Source organism: Marinimicrobium agarilyticum DSM 16975 (genome assembly GCF_000423345.1).
GTDB lineage: Bacteria > Pseudomonadota > Gammaproteobacteria > Pseudomonadales > Cellvibrionaceae > Marinimicrobium > Marinimicrobium agarilyticum.
Map to the genome: position 1 here is coordinate 47,538 of NZ_AUHU01000013.1, position 17,954 is coordinate 65,491.

General features: G+C 60.1%; 17 protein-coding genes. 4 read left to right on the forward strand and 13 right to left on the reverse strand.

The window, feature by feature from the left end; genetic code table 11:
• Nucleotides 1-92: 92 nt before the first annotated feature.
• From trpC to rpe, 5 genes are all read right to left on the reverse strand, one after another.
• Entirely contained in the window at nucleotides 93-890 is a 798-nt protein-coding gene (gene trpC, locus G547_RS0113255; RefSeq protein WP_027330269.1) for an indole-3-glycerol phosphate synthase TrpC, read from the reverse strand.
• A 25-nt stretch (nucleotides 891-915) separates the two neighbouring features.
• A complete protein-coding gene (trpD, locus tag G547_RS0113260) occupies nucleotides 916-1,947 on the reverse strand; it encodes an anthranilate phosphoribosyltransferase (RefSeq protein WP_027330270.1) in 1,032 nt (343 codons plus the stop codon).
• A 163-nt stretch (nucleotides 1,948-2,110) separates the two neighbouring features.
• Nucleotides 2,111-2,689: an anthranilate synthase component II gene (locus G547_RS0113265; protein ID WP_027330271.1), complete on the reverse strand. Its 579-nt coding sequence runs from the start codon at nucleotides 2,687-2,689 to the stop codon at nucleotides 2,111-2,113.
• Nucleotides 2,686-4,185, reverse strand: coding sequence for an anthranilate synthase component I (gene trpE / locus G547_RS0113270; protein WP_027330272.1), 1,500 nt, complete (start codon nucleotides 4,183-4,185; stop codon nucleotides 2,686-2,688). Before trpE ends, G547_RS0113265 begins: the two co-directional genes overlap by 4 nt.
• Nucleotides 4,186-4,483: 298 nt before the next feature.
• Entirely contained in the window at nucleotides 4,484-5,164 is a 681-nt protein-coding gene (rpe, locus tag G547_RS0113275; RefSeq protein WP_027330273.1) for a ribulose-phosphate 3-epimerase, read from the reverse strand.
• 73 nt (nucleotides 5,165-5,237) lie between these two features.
• Here rpe and G547_RS21465 point away from each other — a divergent pair, with 73 nt between their 5' ends.
• Entirely contained in the window at nucleotides 5,238-6,383 is a 1,146-nt protein-coding gene (locus tag G547_RS21465) for a DUF3530 family protein (protein ID WP_084646011.1), read from the forward strand.
• Between the two features lie 15 nt (nucleotides 6,384-6,398).
• On the opposite strand, the gene G547_RS0113285 is transcribed toward G547_RS21465, so the two are convergent.
• Nucleotides 6,399-7,601, reverse strand: a complete 1,203-nt coding sequence (locus tag G547_RS0113285; RefSeq protein WP_027330274.1) for an amino acid aminotransferase — start codon at nucleotides 7,599-7,601, stop codon at nucleotides 6,399-6,401.
• A gap of 480 nt (nucleotides 7,602-8,081) precedes the next feature.
• Here G547_RS0113285 and hisC point away from each other — a divergent pair, with 480 nt between their 5' ends.
• Entirely contained in the window at nucleotides 8,082-9,143 is a 1,062-nt protein-coding gene (hisC, locus tag G547_RS0113290; protein ID WP_027330275.1) for a histidinol-phosphate transaminase, read from the forward strand.
• Nucleotides 9,144-9,452: 309 nt separating this feature from the next.
• Nucleotides 9,453-11,744, forward strand: a complete 2,292-nt coding sequence (locus tag G547_RS0113295) for a putative bifunctional diguanylate cyclase/phosphodiesterase (RefSeq protein WP_027330276.1) — start codon at nucleotides 9,453-9,455, stop codon at nucleotides 11,742-11,744.
• Nucleotides 11,745-11,926: 182 nt separating this feature from the next.
• Here the strand turns inward: G547_RS0113295 and G547_RS0113300 are convergent, their stop codons facing one another.
• Genes G547_RS0113300 through G547_RS0113310 form a run of 3 tightly spaced genes read right to left on the reverse strand, consistent with a single transcriptional unit; the run spans nucleotide 11,927 to nucleotide 14,478 of the window.
• Nucleotides 11,927-13,054, reverse strand: a complete 1,128-nt coding sequence (locus tag G547_RS0113300) for a succinylglutamate desuccinylase/aspartoacylase family protein (RefSeq protein ID WP_245573483.1) — start codon at nucleotides 13,052-13,054, stop codon at nucleotides 11,927-11,929.
• A 12-nt stretch (nucleotides 13,055-13,066) separates the two neighbouring features.
• Entirely contained in the window at nucleotides 13,067-13,972 is a 906-nt protein-coding gene (gene rimK, locus G547_RS0113305) for a 30S ribosomal protein S6--L-glutamate ligase (RefSeq protein ID WP_027330278.1), read from the reverse strand.
• A gap of 41 nt (nucleotides 13,973-14,013) precedes the next feature.
• On the reverse strand, nucleotides 14,014-14,478 hold the full coding sequence (locus G547_RS0113310) for an ATP-dependent zinc protease family protein (RefSeq protein WP_027330279.1): 465 nt from the start codon (nucleotides 14,476-14,478) through the stop codon (nucleotides 14,014-14,016).
• Between the two features lie 171 nt (nucleotides 14,479-14,649).
• Here G547_RS0113310 and G547_RS0113315 point away from each other — a divergent pair, with 171 nt between their 5' ends.
• The gene (locus tag G547_RS0113315) at nucleotides 14,650-14,865 is read left to right on the forward strand and encodes a PA3496 family putative envelope integrity protein (RefSeq protein WP_027330280.1); all 216 of its coding nucleotides are present in this window, start codon (nucleotides 14,650-14,652) and stop codon (nucleotides 14,863-14,865) included.
• Here the strand turns inward: G547_RS0113315 and G547_RS21470 are convergent.
• The 4 genes from G547_RS21470 to apaG all read right to left on the reverse strand — a co-directional run bounded on the left by G547_RS21470 (nucleotide 14,862) and on the right by apaG (nucleotide 17,879).
• Nucleotides 14,862-15,725 carry a LysR family transcriptional regulator gene (locus tag G547_RS21470; RefSeq protein ID WP_051235443.1) on the reverse strand — a complete coding sequence of 288 codons (864 nt, stop codon included), beginning with the start codon at nucleotides 15,723-15,725 and terminating at the stop codon, nucleotides 14,862-14,864. The two genes, G547_RS0113315 and G547_RS21470, sit on opposite strands and share 4 nt — an antisense overlap.
• A 119-nt stretch (nucleotides 15,726-15,844) precedes the next feature.
• Complete coding sequence (locus G547_RS0113325; protein WP_036188627.1) at nucleotides 15,845-16,543, reverse strand: putative porin; 699 nt, start codon at nucleotides 16,541-16,543, stop codon at nucleotides 15,845-15,847.
• A gap of 126 nt (nucleotides 16,544-16,669) precedes the next feature.
• Entirely contained in the window at nucleotides 16,670-17,482 is an 813-nt protein-coding gene (locus tag G547_RS0113330) for a symmetrical bis(5'-nucleosyl)-tetraphosphatase (protein ID WP_027330282.1), read from the reverse strand.
• 25 nt (nucleotides 17,483-17,507) lie between these two features.
• Nucleotides 17,508-17,879, reverse strand: a complete 372-nt coding sequence (gene apaG / locus G547_RS0113335; protein WP_027330283.1) for a Co2+/Mg2+ efflux protein ApaG — start codon at nucleotides 17,877-17,879, stop codon at nucleotides 17,508-17,510.
• Nucleotides 17,880-17,954 lie beyond the last annotated feature (75 nt).

Here is a 17,954-nt window from a genome sequence, read left to right on the forward strand (position 1 = left end):
GCGATGCCGCCTGAGAAGCGTCTGAACGACATTGTCGGGTGGCGCTGGCGCTTACCCGACCTACGTTCTACAAAACGTTGAAGTCGGGTTGTCTACCGGAAGAACCGAGCCAGAGCTTCGCCCGGGTCGTCTTCGCGCATAAACGCTTCGCCCACCAGGAAGCTGTGCACATCACGGCGTCGCATGTCCCAGACATCGTCCGGCGACAGGATACCGCTCTCCGTGACCACAATGCGCTCACTGCCGATGGCTGGCAGCAGCTCATAGGTGGTTTTGAGGGTCACATCAAAGGTATGCAGGTTGCGATTGTTAATGCCGATCAGCTTATTCGGCAACTCCAGCGCCACCTCCAGCTCCTGCAGGTTATGCACTTCCACCAGCACATCGAGCCCCAGCTCGAGCGCCAGGGTATTCAGCGCGCGCAGCTGTTCCGGCTCCAGCGCGGCCACAATCAACAATATGCAGTCCGCCCCCAAAGCACGGGCCTCGTAGACCTGATACTCGTCAATGATAAAGTCTTTGCGGATCACCGGCAGGCTGACCGCTTCGCGGGCTTCCTGCAGATAGCGGTCGGCGCCCTGAAAGAAGTCCACATCGGTCAGTACTGACAGGCAGGTCGCACCACCGCGCTCGTAGCTGCGCGCCAGCTCGGCGGGCTCGAAATGCTCGCGGATGACGCCCTTGCTGGGCGAGGCCTTTTTGATTTCCGCAATCACCGCCGCCTGACCGCCTTCAACGCGATCGGCGATGGCCTGCACGAACCCTCGCGTCTCGGGCGCGTGGACCAGCTCCTGGCGCAGCTCTTCGAGGGGCCGTTGCTGCTTCCGCTCAGCCACTTCCTCCTGCTTGCGCGCGATGATTTTTCTCAGCACCGTTGGCGTATCGCTCACGGGGTATCCTCTTGTCTCGTTTTGACTACTTGAAGCAGTGGGTAAAGGCGGCCAGCTCGCGAATCTTCTCGCCGGCAAGACTGCTGCCGATGGCGTCGCGCGCCAGCTCCACACCTTCTTCCAGGCTCTCGGCTACGCCGCTGACATAAATGGCGGCGCCGGCGTTCAGGGTAATGATATCGGCCGCCTTTTCGGCGTACTGGCCCCGGCGGTTGCCCAGAGCGTCCTTGATCAATGCCAGGGATTCGCCCGCGTTGCCCACGCCAAGGCCGATCAGGCTTTTGCTCTGAACCCCGAAGTCCTCGGGTTTGATAACGTATTCGGTCACTTTGCCGTTCTTCAGTTCCGCCACCTGCGTCTCTGCCGCCAGACTGATTTCGTCCAGGCCATCTTTGGCATGCACGACCATCACATGTTCACTACCCAGGCGATGCAGTACCTCAGCCATGGGGCGACATAACTCGCCGTTGAACACGCCGATAACCTGCCGTTTGACGTTGGCCGGGTTGGTAATGGGGCCCAGCATATTGAAGATGGTGCGCAGCCCCAGCTCTTTGCGCGGGCCCACGGCGTACTTCATCGCCCCGTGGTGCACCGGTGCAAACATGAAGCCGACACCGATTTCCCGCACACACCGGGCCACTTCCTCAGGGGTAATGTTGAGGTTGATGCCGGCCTCTTCCAGTACATCGGCACTGCCGGTGGAGCTGGAAACCGAGCGGTTGCCGTGTTTGGCCACACGGCCGCCAGCTGCCGCCACCACAAAGGCACTGGCGGTGGACACGTTGAACAGGTTGGCGCCATCGCCCCCGGTGCCGCAGGTATCCACCAAGTAGTCGGTATCGATTTCCACCGACTGGGCGAGATCGCGCATGGCAATCGCCGCGCCGGTAATTTCGTCGAGGGTTTCACCCTTCATACGAAGGCCGACAAGAAAACCGCCGATCTGCGCTTCCGTTGCACCGCCGGTCATGATGTCTTTCATCACCAAGGTCATCTCCTCGGTGCTCAGGTCAATCTTCTCGACCACGCGGGTCAAGGCTTGCTTGATATCCATGTGTTTCTCCCGTTTATTATCGTGAGTTATTACAGCCTACTCTCTCACTCACTCCCCAGGGGCGAACACGCAGTTGGCCGGGTCGTTCTGATTCTTTTTTGTCGGTTGGTGCGGGCGATCCCTCGCACATGTTCGATACGCCTCGATTTTGACACGAGACGCGTCAGTCGCGCAAAAAATTGTTCAGCAACTCGTGCCCCTGCTCGGTCAGGATGGACTCGGGATGGAACTGCACCCCCTCCACCGGGAGGGTCTTGTGGCGCACCCCCATGATCTCCGCCGGCGAGCCGTCCTCATTTTGAGTCCAGGCCGTCACTTCCAGGCAGTCCGGCAGTGTTGCCCGGTCAATCACCAGCGAATGGTAACGGGTCGCCTGCAGTGGGTTGTTCAGTTCGCGAAACACCCCTTTATTGTGGTGGTAAACCAGCGAGGTTTTGCCGTGCATCACTTTCGGCGCCCGGATCACATCGCCGCCGAAGGCCTGACCGATGGCCTGATGCCCGAGGCAGATACCCAGCAGCGGAATCTTTCCCGCATAGGTTTTGATGACTTCCAGCGAAACACCAGCCTCATTGGGCGTGCAAGGCCCGGGGGAAATCACGATCTTCTCCGGCTTGAGCCGGCCCACTTCCTCGACGGTGATCTCATCGTTGCGCACTACCTTGATGTCAGCACCCAGCTCCGCGAGGTACTGCACCACGTTGTAGGTGAAGGAGTCGTAGTTATCGATCATCAGAATCATGATTGTTCTCCACCCTGCTCGGTTTCGCCCCGGTTGACCATATCCACCGCACGGAAAATGGCACGTGCCTTGTTCATGGTCTCTTTCCACTCCAGTTCGGGCACCGAGTCGGCGACAATGCCGCCGCCGGCCTGCACATAGAGCTTGCCGTCTTTAATGACCGCCGTGCGAATGGCAATGGCGGTATCCATGTTGCCACTCCAGCCGATATAGCCCACGGCGCCGCCGTAGATACCGCGTTTCTCGGTTTCCAGTTCGTCAATGATTTCCATCGCCCGGATTTTCGGCGCGCCGGAGAGGGTGCCGGCGGGCAGCGCCGCGCGCAGGACATCCATGGCTTCCAGGCCTTCCAGCAATTCGCCCGTGACGTTGGAAGTAATGTGCATGACGTGGGAGTAGCGCTCGACCACCATTTTGTCGGTGAGCTTGACGGTGCCGGTTTTCGACACGCGGCCCACGTCATTGCGGCCCAGGTCGATCAACATCAGGTGCTCGGCAATCTCCTTGGGATCGTTGACCAGGTCCTGCTCCATGGCCAGGTCCTCTTCCGGCGTGCGCCCGCGCCGACGGGTGCCGGCGATGGGCCGGACTGTGACGGCGCCCTCTTCCAGGCGCGCCAGAATCTCGGGGCTGGAACCCACGACCTGATGATCCCCCAGGTCCAGGAAGTACATATAAGGAGAGGGGTTCAGGCACCGAAGGGCGCGATAGAGGTTAAGCGGTTCAGCGCTATAATCAATCGACAGCCGCTGAGAGGGCACCACCTGCATGATGTCGCCCGCCAGGGTGTATTCTTTGATCCGCTCGACCGCGTTTTTGTACCCCGCCTCGCCCATGTGGGAGGTGAAGGTCTGCTCCGGCCCTTCGGTTTTGGGCAGGCCCACTTCCGGGATCGTTGGCACGGGCGCGCGAAGCTGCGCTTCGAGCTCAAGCAGTCGGGCCTGGGCTTTGTGGTAGGCGTCATCAATTTCCGGATTGGCGTGCACCACCAGAATCAGCTTGCCGGCCAAGTTGTCGAACACCAGGACTTCGTCAGAGACCATCAACAGGATGTCGGGCGTGCCCAGCGCATCCGGCGGCATGGATGCCTTCAGGTGGGGCTCCACGTAGCGCACGCAGTCGTAGCCGAAATAGCCCACCAGACCACCGGTAAAACGCGGCAGCCCGGGCAGATCCGGCGCCCGGAAGCGTTTCTTGTATTCTTCCACAAAGGTCAGCGGGTCCTCGCATTGAAAGGACTCCTCCACCTCGCCGTCGTACTCGAGCTGAACCCGGTCGCCAAAGGCTTTCAGAACGCGGCGGGCCGGCAGGCCGATCATGGAGTAACGCCCCCACTTCTCGCCCCCCTGAACCGATTCGAACAGGTAGGAGTAGGGCCCTCGGGCCAGTTTCAAATAGGAAGACAGAGGGGTATCCAGGTCCGCCAGGACCTCGTGCATCACCGGGATGCGGTTATACCCTTCTTCCGCCAATCGGGAAAATTGTTCGGGAGTCATGCTTATACCTTTTTCTTTCACGACCACTCACGCGGCAGCTTGTTCGATCAAACCGTCAGTGGTATTTGCGTATGCGGCAGCACGGACAGGCGCCACAACTGATGCCAAATCGGTGCCGAGACGACGGGCCCGGCTCAGGCCTGGGACCCAAACAGAAGCTAGCTACGCCATCGGGCGGGCGCGGCGGTGGGGATATACAGATACAAGCCTGACGAGATCAACGTGCTTCTCCTCAATTCAACGTAGCCCGAGTTTACTCAAAACCGGCGCCCGGGGCCAGCCCCGGCGCGGCCCGGAATCAAATTTCTGCGAGCTGGGCACGCATGGCGCCAATCACTTCACGGTAATCTGCCGCGTTAAAAATCGCCGAACCGGCGACGAAGGTGTCCGCCCCGGCTTCCGCGACCGAGTGCAGGGTCTCAAGGTTGATGCCGCCATCCACTTCCAGGCGGATATCCTTGCCACTGGCATCGATCATTTCCCGCGCGGCCCGAAGCTTGTCCAGAGTGGAGGGGATGAACTTCTGCCCCCCAAAGCCCGGGTTCACCGACATCAACAGCAGCATGTCCAGGCGCTCCAGCGAATACTTCACCAGCTCCAGGCTGGACGCCGGGTTCAGCACCAGGCCTGCCTTGCAGCCGGCGTTCTCGATCAGTTGCAGGGAGCGGTCCACGTGTTTCGACGCTTCCGGGTGAAAGGTGATATAGCTGGCGCCCGCCTCAGCAAACTGCTCGATCAGATCGTCCACCGGCTCCACCATCAGGTGAACATCAATGGGCGCCTTGATGCCATATTTGCGCAACGCCTTGCAGACCATGGGGCCGAAGGTCAGGTTGGGCACGTAATGATTGTCCATCACATCGAAATGGATCATATCGCCGCCGGCGGCCAGCACGGCGTCGGCCTCTTCCCCCAGCCGGGCAAAGTCGGCCGAAAGAATGGAGGGGGCAATCTTGTAATCCCGCTTCAAGTTCTGCATAAATTGTCCGATGATGGTTGATAGAGTTTGTCACATTGTAACCAAAGTTACCCACGAATAGGCAGTGAAGCGGATGACGCTCCAACGCACACCCAAGACTCCACCCCCTCGGCTGATGCTGCTATTGCTCTGCCTTTTTCCCGCACTTACGGGGGCTCAGGACGAGGGGGCACCCGCACCACTGGGGGAGGGAACGACAGAGGAAGTCGCGCCAGCCGCGAACGAGCCGGTCGACGCCGTCGAACCGCCGCGTTTTGCTTCCCGCCGGGAGCGCGACCGGGAACTGCTCGCCGAGCGCTTCCCCGACGAAGCCCGCTGGCTGACCCTGCCCGAGCCCGAAGCCCGCGCACTGGCCCTCTACCGCCCGGCCATGGCCGAGCCCAAGGGCGCACTGCTGATGTTCTACAGCGCAGACAATCCGCCGCATTGGCCGCCACCGCTGGCCAACCTGCGCCAAAGCCTGCCCCGCCACGGCTGGGCCACCTTTGCCGTCACACTGCCCACCCCAGAGCAGCCCCCCGTGCCCGAGCGCCCCATCCCCGAATCTCCGCCGCCACCCCCGGCTGAAGAGACGAATGAGACCGCCGGAGACGGAACGGAAGAACCCGTAGAGGAGAACGAGGACACCGCGGCGGAGGAGGCCGGCGAGCCGGAAGCGCCCGCCAACGAGGTGGCAGAGCCACCGCCGGAAGAACCCCTGCCGCCAAGACAGGAGCGCATTGCCAACCACGTCGACGCGGCCCTGCAATGGCTGGCCGAGAACGGCCAGGGCAACCTGGTGGTGCTGGTGGACCCGCTCGCCGCACCGGAAGTATTGGCGGTATTGCAGCCACAACTGGAAGCCGGCGCTCGGGGGCAGCCCCCGTCCACCGGTGAAAGTCCGTTGAGCGGCCCCGTTCGGGCACTGATTCTGATCAACCGACATGGCGGAGTGGCGCTCAGCGCCGAACAGCTGAGCCAGGTCTTCATTATTCCGGAACTGCCGATACTCGATGTCTTCGTCGGCCCTTCAGCGCTCCTGCAAGAGCAACAGCGCCGACACCGCGACATCGCCCGCCGGGAACAACTGAACCGTTACCAGAACCTGCTGATGGGCGCGCCGGATGTGCATGACCCCGAGAACGAACGCAGCTTCTGGGTGCGCCGGATTCAGGGCTTCATGCAACGCCAGGCGGAGGGTGTCGAAGTGAACGTTCCCGCCAACCGACCGCTCCGCTAGCATTTCAACAACCGACTAGACACGACCTTTGATCACCTCGGCAATGGCGGCGCTTAGGTAGTCGATTTTATCGAGGTTCAGGCCCGCGACATTGATCCGACTGTTATCGGTCATATAGATGCTGTAGTCGGCTTTCATCCGGGCCACCTCTGCTTCGCTCAGCCCGAGGAAGGAAAACATCCCCCGCTCACGGGCGATAAAACCGAAGTCCCGTCCCGGCACCGCCCGGCCCAGGGACTCCACCAGTGCCTGCCGCAGGGCCTGAATCCGCTCCCGCATTTGCGCAAGCTCATCCCTCCAGCGCCCACGCAGCTCCTCCGACTGCCAGATCCCGGCCACCAGAGCACTGCCATGGGCCGGCGGCATGGAGTAAAGCCCACGGGCCACGCTCAGCAGTTGGGACTGGATGGCCTCCGTTTGAGCCGCGTCCGCGCCCACAATGGCGAGCGCCCCGGCCCGCTCGCGATACAAGCCGAAGTTCTTGGAAAAAGACACAGCCAGAATCACTTCCGGCAGTTGCTCGGCCATCAACCGGGGGCCGTAGGCATCCTCCTCCAGCCCTTCCCCAAAGCCCTGGTAAGCCATGTCGATCAACGGCACAAAGCCACGTTCCGCCGCCAGCTCGGTTACCCGGCGCCACTGCTCTGGTGAGAGGTCAGCGCCGCAGGGGTTGTGGCAGGAGGCGTGTAGCAGCACCAAGTCCCCCGCGGGCACCTGGTTGAGGGCGGCCATCATGGCGTCGAAGTCGAGGGTGTGGCGCTCGAAGTCGTAATAAGGGTACTCCTTGAGTTCAAGACCGGCGCTGCCGAGCAGCGGTACGTGATTGGCCCAGGTGGGTGTGCTGACCCAGACGCGGGCGCCATGCTTGGCCCGCTGAATGACTTCGGCCGCAAGCCGCAGCGCGCCGCAGCCACCGGGGGTCTGGACGGTGGCGATGCGCTGCTGTTGCCGCGCGGGGTGCTCTTCTCCGAACGCGAGTGCCTGAACCGCCTCGTTGGCGCCGGGGTAGCCGGCGGGCGGTGTGTAGGCTTTGGTGGTTTCGTTTATCTGAAGCTGAATTTCGGCTTCCCTGACGGCGGCCATGACGGGGGTGACGCCGCTGGCGTCCCGGTAGACGCCCACGCCCAGGTCGACTTTGTCGGGGTTGGGGTCGTCGCGAAAGGCGATGCTGAGCCCGAGGATGGGGTCGTTGGGTAGTTTGGGCAGGGGTTCGAACATGGGGCGCTCCTTTGATTCAGACTTGCGGGGGATTATAGAGGTTTGGTTGTTTGTTTTGGTGTTGGGTTGAGGAGTGACGTTGAAGTCCGGCGGAGAGCGGGTGTACCTATGGGAGACCCGCCGTGAACCCATCCATGGGGGCTTCTCATCGGCATCCATGCCTCGGCTTTGGCTTCCTGCGTCGCTCTAACACCTACATCCATGTAGGCGTCAGAGAGTCTCCCATAGGTACACCCGCTCTCCGCCTCCGAGGTTCTTTTTACCTCCATCCACTCCCAACCAAATCAAGGCGTAGGGTATGGTAAGGCGGTAGCCGCCACCTACCATTGCCACCCATCCACCCCATCGCCTCATTATAGTTTTTGTGGCAGGTGGCGGCTGACGCCTTACCGTGCCCTACGCGTTTGCCCATCCCCCGCCCTACGAAGCGCGCCACCTCATGTATAATGACGCTTTTATCCAACGCTGAAGAAGGTCTTTATGTCGCGTTACTGGAGTGAGCTGGTTCGTCAGCTGGAGCCCTACGTGCCCGGTGAGCAGCCCAAAATCGATGGCCTGATCAAACTCAACACCAACGAAAGCCCCTACCCGCCCTCGCCCAAAGTGCATGACGTACTCAGCGGCGACGCCATCGACAGACTCCGGCTCTACCCCGACCCCAACTCCAGCCGGCTCAAACAGACCATCGCCGACTACTACCGGCTCAAACCCGAAAACACCTTCGTCGGCAACGGCTCCGACGAAGTGCTGGCCTTCGCCTTCATGGCCTTCTTCAAGCAGAACAAACCCCTGCTGTTCCCCGACATTACCTACAGCTTCTACCCCGTCTACTGCCAGCTCTTTGGCATTGAGGCTCAGCGGCTACCGCTGACTGACGATCTTCGTATCGAACTCGACCAGTACTCCACAGAAAACGGTGGCATCATCTTCCCCAACCCCAACGCCCCCACCGGGCGGGCGCTGCCGCTGGAGGACATCGAAGCACTGCTCAAGCGCAATACCGACAGCGTGGTCCTGGTAGATGAAGCCTATGTCGACTTCGGGGCCGAGAGCGCCGCTCAGTTGGTGGACCGCTACCCCAACCTGCTGGTAACCCAGACACTCTCCAAGTCCCGCTCCCTGGCCGGGCTGCGCCTGGGCTTTGCCCTGGGGGCGCCGGAATTGATCGACGCGCTGGACCGGGTCAAGAACTCCTTCAACTCCTACCCGGTGGATCGCCTGGCCGAGGCCGCCGCGGTGGTGGCACTGGAAGATGACGCTTACTTCCAGCAGTGCCGAGACAAAATCATCGCGACCCGGGAGTGGACCAACGAGCAACTGACAGCATTGGGTTTCCGTGTACTGCCTTCCGCCGCCAACTTTCTGTTCGCCCGGCCCCCGGAGGGCGTGGACGCCGCCGAACTGGCGCAGCAGCTGCGGGAGGCCCGCATTCTGGTGCGGTATTTCAACAAGCCCCGAATCGAGGGTTTTCTGCGTATCACCATCGGCAATGATGAGGAAATGAACCGTCTGATCGAGACACTGGGAGCGCTCATAAAGTAAACACTCCAATTTAGCCGCCACTTGGGCCTTGATTCTTGCGCCAGTGCCAGCTTATGATGGAATTCTTATGACGAAAAATAATAACCTGAGCACCAGGTCGTTTGGGTCACTCTTAGGGTTACGCCTATCGGGAATTCTTGCGTAACGCTGGAGAATCGAATAAATTGGCGCTGCCTGGCGCAAAAAGCAACATGCGTAGGCATCGAGGAGAGTGAGAGCGCCTTGTACAAGGAGCTGAAACCAGCCCGGAGATATTGATGTAGGGCTGAGTTTGATGTTAGCCACAAAGACCACCCAGACTGGGCGACTATGCAGACGAAACTGACGGCGGTTGAACTGATCAAGCGGTTCCAGAGACTGTTCACCGACCTGAACCACAAACAGATTGCCGAGCGCCTGGTTAAGTTGGTAATGGCCAAGCCCGCGGTAAGCCGAGTGGCTCTGATCATTGAGCGGGACCGGCGTCTCTTCGTGGAATCCATCGGGCGTGTCGGCGCCCACAGCCAGCCAGAAATCGACACCCTCGCCACCGCTCTGCACAAACTCAAAGGCTTTCCCCACAACCAGATCGACCGGGTCTTCAAAGAAGGCCACGCCATCGCGCTCGATCACTCCGCCATTATCCGCATCGGCCACGATATCGTTCCCAAAGGCGTGCGTTCGGCCTACCTGTACCCGATTTTTGAGCACGACCGGCCAATCGCCGCGTTCTACCTCGAAAGCCGGGACGATTTGCCGGCACTGGAAACCAGTATCCATGAGTTGGATACGGTCTGGGCCTTCAGTGGCCTGCTCGCCCGTCAGATCATCGAGATGTGGCGCCACGACGAGCAGAGTGAGCGCTACCGGCTGGCGGAACAGGCCTTGTGGGCCAGCGAAACCTACCTGCACGCCATCCTGCATCACTCCCCGGCCCTGATCTCGGTCAAAGACCTGGATGGCAACGTCGTGCTCGCCAGCGAGCACTACAAGCAGCTTCAGAATGTGGATGAACAGGGTTTTGTGGGCAAGAACGTGTTCGATGTCTACCCCAAGGAAATCGCCCAGGCTCTGTGGGACATCGACCTGGCCACCAAGAACAAGCAACAGACCTTTGAGACCGAACTTGAGCTGATGCACAAGGACGGCAGTCTGCACACCTACCTGATGGTGAAGTTCCCGCTGCGCAACCCCAAGGGGGATGTCTTCGGCGTCTGTACCATCTGCACCGATATCTCCGAGCGCAAGCTGGCGGAAAACGCCTTGCGAGAGCAGCAATCGCGCCTGAATTATATGGCCTTCCACGACTCGCTCACCGCCCTGCCCAACCGCTCCCTGTTCTACGATCGCATCTACCACGGCCTGGCCCGCGCACAGCGCAGTAACAGCAAGCTGGCCCTGATGCTGCTGGATATCGACCGGTTCAAGAACATCAACGACTCCCTCGGCCACGACTCCGGCGACCTGCTGCTCAAGGCCATTGCCATGCGCCTGAACGAAGGCGTTCGGGATATGGATACCGTAGCGCGCCTCGGTGGCGACGAGTTTGTCGTGGTGCTCGAAGGCGTGAACGACATGGAAGATGTGGTCTTCATCGCCAACAAGCTGCTGGTGACCCTGGCCCGGCCGCTGGAAATCGCCGGCCATGAAATTACCACCACCGTCAGTATCGGGGTCAGCGTCTACCCGGACGATGGCATCGACACCGACGAACTGTTGAAGAACGCAGACATCGCCATGTACAAGGCGAAGGAAGCGGGCAAGAACAACTGCCAGTTCTACACCAAGGGCATGAGCGCCACGGCGGTGAATTACCTGCTGCTGGAAAACGACCTGCGCCGGGCGGTGGAACAGAACCAGCTGATTCTCCACTACCAGCCGCAGGTGGATCTGCGAACCGGCGAGCTGATGGGTATCGAAGCGCTGGTGCGCTGGCAGCACCCGGAGCGCGGTCTGGTATCGCCCGCACACTTTATTCCGCTGGCCGAAGAGACCGGGCTGATTTCCCCGATCGGGGAGTGGGTATTGCGCGAAGCCTGTCGGCAACAGAAAGCCTGGTTGGATTCGGGCAAACAGGTGGGCCGCATGGCGGTGAACCTTTCGCCCCGTCAGTTCCGCCAACGTAACTTCCCCGAGAAGGTGGTGACGATTTTGCGGGACACCGGCCTGCCGGCGGAGTGCCTGGAGCTGGAAATCACCGAGAGCTGCGCCATGGAGCACGCCGGTGAAACGATCAATCAGTTGAAACAGCTCAACCAGATGGGCCTGTTTTTAGCGATCGATGATTTTGGTACCGGTTACTCGTCTCTGGCGTATCTGAAGCGCTTCCCGATTCAGAAGCTGAAGATCGACAGCAGTTTTATCCACGACATCCAGAGCGACCCGAACGACGCGGCGATTGCGAAGTCGATCATCGGCCTGGCGCACAATATGCAGCTGGCGGTGGTCGCGGAAGGCGTCGAAAAGCCAGCTCAGGCGGATTGGTTGTGCGATGAGGGCTGCGATCAGGGTCAGGGCTTTCTGTTTTCCAAACCGTTGACCGCCCGACAGTTCGAAGGTCGCTTTGTGGGAAAGCATTTTTCGTTTGACGGCAATGTCGTCAAGCTTAATGCCCTCGCCTGATTTTTCTTACCACACTTCGTGGAATCTGTTTTCACTTCGTAGAAAGTCCGGGGCCGCTACCGGGTCGGGTTTTCTCAAAACGCGATGAATACGTCCCTGTAGCTCCCTCACTTCATCCCTGAAGTGAGGGTTTGAGAAAACCCGACCCGGCACCGTCCCCTCTGAAGTCGATTCACGCCCTTTTAGTTCTCGAGAGAATCATCCCAACCGATAAAGAACGGCTCTTCTTCCTGGCTGCTGAAGCGTTCGTGGAAGCCCTGGAGTTCGTTGGCCACCTGCCCCGTCTGGCGTTTGAAACTGGCCAGGTGAAAGAGCGCTTCGCCCTCGTGAACCAACGGCAGGTTCGTTGAACCAATCACAATGGCTTCATCCGGCGCCAATACCGGGGACTCGTTCAATCCCAACGGGTCGGCAATGATGCCGAGCACCTCGCCTTTTTTCACGCGCGCCCCCAGTTGCGCGCGTGTGCGCATCACACCGCTCAGCGGCGCGCGCACCCAGCGGCTGTCATCGGCGATTACCGCTTCGTGCACTTTCGGAGCGCGCTTGCGGGCCGGGAGCATTTTCAGCTCCCGCATGACATTCAGAATGCCTCGGGCGCCGGCGCGAATGCACAGTTCGTCAAAGCGCAGGGCCTCACCGGCTTCATATAGCAGAAGAGGAATGCCCATGTCCGCCGCGGTTTCCCGGAGCGAGCCATCGCGCAGTTTCGCGTCCAGCACCACCGGGGTGCCGAACTGCATGGCCAGGTTGCGGGTTTCCTCCTGGCTCAGGTCCGCTCTTATCTGGGGCAGGTTGCTGCGATGGCGGGCGCCGGTGTGCAGATCAATACCGTGGGTACAGTGTTTGAGGATGTCCCGAACGAATGTGCTTGCGACTCGCCCGGCCAGCGAACCGCGCTCACTGCCGGGAAAGCTGCGGTTCAGGTCGCGGCCATCGGGCAGGTAGCGGGACTGGTTGAGAAAGCCGTGAACGTTCACCACCGGAATGGCCAGGAGCGTACCGCGCAGCTGATTGAGCTGTTTGTAGTCCAGCAGGCGGCGAATGATGTCCACCCCGTTGAGCTCGTCCCCGTGGATGGCCGCACAGACGAACAGGCAGGGGCCGGGCCGGCGTCCGTTGATGACGTGGACTGTCAGCTCCACATTCGAGTGGGTGTACATGGCGGCCAGGGGCAGATCGACAGAGGTGCTCTGCCCGGGAGCGATTTTGACGCCGCCGATTTCCAGCGTCCGATTCTTTTCCCGCGCCTTTTTGCTGGCCACGGGAGGGACTTTCGCGCCCTCGCCTGGCCCAACCTCATCAGTCACAGTGGTGCCTCTCTAGCCTGTACCCCGGGTGCGGGTCTTGTTGGGTTTGGCATTCTCTTCCACATACTGGATGATAAAACCCGCCACGTCCTTCTGAGTCGCGCCCTCAATACCCTCCAGCCCGGGAGAGGAATTCACTTCCATCAATAGTGGGCCGCGACTGGAGCGCAACAGATCGACACCGGCCACGTTCAGACCCATGGTCTGAGCGGCTTTGACGGCGGTACGGCGCTCGGCCGGGGTCAGCTTGATCAGTTGGGCGCTGCCCCCACGGTGCAGGTTGGAGCGGAACTCCCCATCCATGGCCGTGCGCTGCATGGCGGCGACCACCTTGCTACCGATCACCAGGGCCCGGATATCGCTACCACCGGCCTCTTTGATGAACTCCTGCACCAGGAACTCGGCGCGCAGCTCCCGAAAGGCCTCGATCACACTTTCTGCGGCCTTGGCGGTTTCCGCCAGAACCACGCCGCGCCCCTGAGTGCCTTCACACAGTTTGACCACCAGCGGGGCGCCGCCCACCAGCTTGATCAGGTCCTTGGTGTTGTGTACCTGGTAGGCGAAACTGGTACTGGGCATGCCCAACCCCTTGCGGGAGAACAGCTGCATGGCCCGCAGTTTGTCCCGGGAGCGGCCCAGCGCGACCGACTCGGTCAGGCAGTAAACCCCCATCATTTCAAACTGGCGAATCACCGCCAGCCCGTAGTGGGTAACCGAAGCACCGATACGGGGGATCACCGCATCGTAGCCTTCCAGCTTGGTCCCCTTGTACCAGATACTCGGGTGGGACGGGGTAATATCCATATAGCACTTGAGAAAGTCGAGCACATGGACTTCGTGGCCGCGTTGCTCGGCGGCCTCAACCAACCGGCGGGTAGAGTAAAGCCGACGGTTGCGCGACAGAATGGCAATTTTCATAGGGTATCCAATGAGTCCTTACAATGATTTGCGGGCAAGCGTTAAGAGGTTTCTCCCGGTGGCTGAAACTTGGTGCCACCGATTACAAACGACTGGTCGCTGTCCACCAGGAAGCGGGGTTTCAACGCCCCCCGGCCCAACAGCATACGAAATAACATGTTTTCCCGATCGGTAAGTGTGATTTCGGCCTCAAAGGCTTCCTCCCCCAGCACCAGGGTGGTGGCGATCACATAACGCATTTCCGCATGGCCCCCGGAGTCGGTCACCCGACGCTGGTCGATGACCGGGGCCTCGCACTCGATCTGCACATTGGTGTCTTTCTGGCGCGGGTGCAGCCCGAAACGCACCCAAGTGCGCCCTTCCAGTTCGAAAGGCTCCACAAAGTAGGCATGCAGGGCGCTGGTGCGTGCCCCGGTGTCAATCTTGGCCTTGATCACCGCCTGCCCGAGGGCCGGTAACCGCACCCATTCGCGCCAACCGATGACCGTCTTGTCCTGTTTACTCACGCCGTTCCTCGCACTCACTCTTTAACCATAGAAAATTTTGGGATAACGGCAAATTTTTTTTGCTTTGCCGGGCCCGTCCCCTGTGATACATAGCGCTCAATGGAGGTCCTTCAGGGGACGTCCCGGTTCGCACCCGTTCGTGCATTGTCATTTCTTATGCTGGAGATGTCCATGGCTGTAACTATTGATCACTCGGATGAAGATACCGACTTTCTGGTCGAGCTGCCCTCGGAGGCCGATAACGACGAAGAGCAGACCCCGAAACTGAGCGGGAAGGAAGCCAATCAACACATTCTGGATATGCGCCGCAAGATCGAGGACCGGTTGGAACGCCGTCGCCTGAAAGAAGAGTTGGGGTGCGACGATCTGTGGGAGCTGGACGCCTAGCGCTCTACCCCGTCACCGGAGGAGGCACCGTCCTCCTCCGTCTTTGACAGCACTGCCAGAGCCCCCTGAACCCCCGGGCTGAACTCCCGTTCAGCCACAAACACCGCATACAGCGTCCGGTGGAACACCGGCGCGCCCTCCACCGCATGGCAGTCGGCTTCCAGGAGCTCCGCCGGCAAATAGGCACTGCCCGCCCCACGGCGAACCTGTTCAAGCGCGAGACTTGCCAGGTTGGTGTGCAGCACCGGCGCCTGCTCACCCAGACGCCGAGCCTGAAACAGCGTAAAAGCCGGTCCCCAATCCACGGATATATAGCCCTCCGATAGCGCCGCTTTCAGCGATCGGCCCGGCTGGGCGTTCAGCAACGTCAGGTTGATCTGGCCGATCTTGCGAGCCTTGAGCGCAGGCGAGTCAGGCAGGTCACAGAGCAACGCCAAATCCAGCTGGTTCGCCAGCAACCGCTCCACCAGCTCGTCAGGGTGATAAGCCTCGGCGCGGACTTTGAGGTCGGGATAATCGCGGCGCAAGCGGCCGGCAAGCTCCGCCAGGCGGAAATGCCACAGCCCCGGCGTGGCGCCCACGCTCAGCATCCGGTCGGGCTGGGACTGGTGAACCAGGTCCTTGCGGGCCTGCTCCCAGGCTTCCAGCAACTGGTGGGCATGGGGCAATAGCCGCTCCCCCTCTGCCGTCAGTTGGTTGTTACCTCGGGTGCGATAGAAAAGGCTCACCCCCAGGCTCTGCTCCAGTTGCCGAATACGCGCACTGGCCGCCGCCGGGGTAATGAAGAGCTTGTCCGCCGCCCGCCCAAAGTGACGGGACTGTGAGACTTCAAGAAAGGTTCTGAGCAGTTCGATGTCCACAGGCGCCCCCTGTCGTTCCTGGTACAGGGAATCTAACGGGGTGTGGAACCAAGCGCAACTGTCAGACACAAAAAAACCCGGGACAGGCCCGGGTTTTTCAGCACTGGCAAGCGTTACGCTTAGAAGCGGATCGCGGCGCCGATGGTGAAGGCGTTGCCGAAATCGGTATCGGTAAATGCCAGGTTACCGCTCACTTCTTCGTTGAAGAACTTCTCGGTACGCAGAGTGAATACGTCGTTACCCATATCGTCCGCGTAGGCGGCACCCACGCTGAACGTACGATCGAAGTAAAAGTCAGCGCCCAGAGAGAGGTAGTCGTCAAAGTCGCCGTCCGCGTATTCGCCTTGGAAGTTTACGAAGTTTCCGCCACCGAGGCTGGTCACGTATTTGGCGCTCAGGTTGGCATCATAACCATCGTCACTGAAGGTAGTGGTTACCCGCAGTCCATCGATCGGCGTCAAACCGAGCGTGGCATAGGCCGTGGTATCACTGTCGGCAAAGCGGTCATCGCGAACGACTTCTGCCTTAACGTAAAACATGGTGTCCGGAACATAGAGTTCGCCACCGACTGTGAGAAGATCGAAATCGTTCCCACCACGTGCGAAAACGTTAGAGGAGCGCTCAAGAAAAGCCGCTTCCGCCAGAGGGTGATTACGGGTTTGAACGGGAGAGAAGTGCAGCTCACCGTACATCCCAAACGCACCGTCACCGTCCTCAACATCAGTGTAATCGGCGCCAATTTCAGACTGATAGTCTGCAACGGCAAAGCCGGAAGAAAAAGCGAAAGCGGTGGCCAATGCCAGGGATTTGAATTTCATGTGTGCTCCTTTGATTACATCAGAATTCCAATGAAAAGCATACCGAACGATATGCGCGGCGCATTCTAATGGGACGAAAGAAGTTTGTCACACGCTTTGTGCAGAAATGGTGCACAGTTCACAATTCTATAATTCACAGTCGCACTCAAAACGACGCTCGTCTTCAAGGCGCAGCGCGGTCAAGGTGCCACCCCACACACAGCCGGTATCCAACGCGAACACATTGGTTGCATCGGCCTTGCCTTCCAGCGCCGCCCAGTGGCCGAAAATAATTTTCTGATCCCGGCATTTGTGTTTCGGATGGGCAAACCAGGGAGCAAACTCAGGGTCCGCCGACTCCACGGTACCTTTGTTGTTCAGATCCAGCCGACCCTCAGCGGTGCAAAACCGCATACGGGTAAAATAATTGGTGATCAGGCGCAGCCGCTCCATGCCATAGAGTTTGTGCTTCCACTCGCTCGGCTCATTGCCGTACATTTGCGACAGAAAGTCATCAAGCTGCGAGCTCTGTAAAACAGCTTCCACTTCCCGTGCATGGGCCTTGGCGCGTTCAAGATGCCATTGCGGAGGAATACCTGCATGGCTCATCACATAGCCGAGGTCCGCATCGTGATGCAGCAGCGGCATGTGCCGCAGCCACTCAATCCATTCCGGGTGACTCTCGTGGCCCAGAATCTCTTCCAGCGTATCTTTGCTGTTGGGCGCCCGATGGCCCCGGGCGACGGCGATCAAGTGTAAGTCGTGATTGCCGAGCACCACCGTCAGGCGGTCGCGCATCTGATACAGAAAGCTCAGCGTCGCCTGCGAACTCGGGCCGCGGTTGATAAGATCACCGGCTATCCAGAGTCGGTCTTCAGCGGGGTCGAAGTTGACCTTATCCAGCAGCCGCTTCAACGGCTCCAGGCAGCCTTGGATGTCGCCGATGGCGTATGTGCTCATGCAGTTTCCCCTGCGCGTTCATTCACTAGTGAATGGCGTGAGGCGGTACCAGCGCAAACGCGGGAATGGTGACATCAAACAGTTTGCCATCGTCCGCCTTCATTTGGTAGGAGCCTTCCATGATACCGGTCTGGGTATCGAGAATCACACCGCTGGTATAGGTGAACTGTTGGCCCGGGGGAAGGTAGGGCTGCTCCCCCACCACGCCGATACCGCGAATTTCCTGTTTCTTTTCAGCCTCGTCGCAAATCACCCAGTGGCGCCCAATCAACTGTGCCGCGCTGTCGCCCCCATTCTCAATGGTAATGGTATAGGCATAAACGAACCGATGCTCGGCCGGTTGCGACTGCTGTGCAATATAGGCGGGTTTAACGGAAACCCGGATGTCGTGAGTCATAGCGCCTGTGTACTCCAGAGGGGCGGACTGGAAGCCCGCCGGAATCGGGGAAGCAATATGCGCCTAAGGTGGGGG

Bases quoted from the DNA above. Each gene is read 5' to 3' on its own strand.
- trpD (WP_027330270.1), bottom strand. From the start codon at position 1,947: ATGGATATCAAGCAAGCCTTGACCCGCGTGGTCGAGAAGATTGACCTG.
- G547_RS0113265 (WP_027330271.1), bottom strand. From the start codon at position 2,689: ATGATTCTGATGATCGATAACTACGACTCCTTCACCTACAACGTGGTG.
- trpE (WP_027330272.1), bottom strand. From the start codon at position 4,185: ATGACTCCCGAACAATTTTCCCGATTGGCGGAAGAAGGGTATAACCGC.
- rpe (WP_027330273.1), bottom strand. From the start codon at position 5,164: ATGCAGAACTTGAAGCGGGATTACAAGATTGCCCCCTCCATTCTTTCG.
- G547_RS21465 (WP_084646011.1), top strand. From the start codon at position 5,238: ATGACGCTCCAACGCACACCCAAGACTCCACCCCCTCGGCTGATGCTG.
- G547_RS0113285 (WP_027330274.1), bottom strand. From the start codon at position 7,601: ATGTTCGAACCCCTGCCCAAACTACCCAACGACCCCATCCTCGGGCTC.
- hisC (WP_027330275.1), top strand. From the start codon at position 8,082: ATGTCGCGTTACTGGAGTGAGCTGGTTCGTCAGCTGGAGCCCTACGTG.
- G547_RS0113295 (WP_027330276.1), top strand. From the start codon at position 9,453: ATGCAGACGAAACTGACGGCGGTTGAACTGATCAAGCGGTTCCAGAGA.
- rimK (WP_027330278.1), bottom strand. From the start codon at position 13,972: ATGAAAATTGCCATTCTGTCGCGCAACCGTCGGCTTTACTCTACCCGC.
- G547_RS0113315 (WP_027330280.1), top strand. From the start codon at position 14,650: ATGGCTGTAACTATTGATCACTCGGATGAAGATACCGACTTTCTGGTC.
- G547_RS0113325 (WP_036188627.1), bottom strand. From the start codon at position 16,543: ATGAAATTCAAATCCCTGGCATTGGCCACCGCTTTCGCTTTTTCTTCC.
- G547_RS0113330 (WP_027330282.1), bottom strand. From the start codon at position 17,482: ATGAGCACATACGCCATCGGCGACATCCAAGGCTGCCTGGAGCCGTTG.
- apaG (WP_027330283.1), bottom strand. From the start codon at position 17,879: ATGACTCACGACATCCGGGTTTCCGTTAAACCCGCCTATATTGCACAG.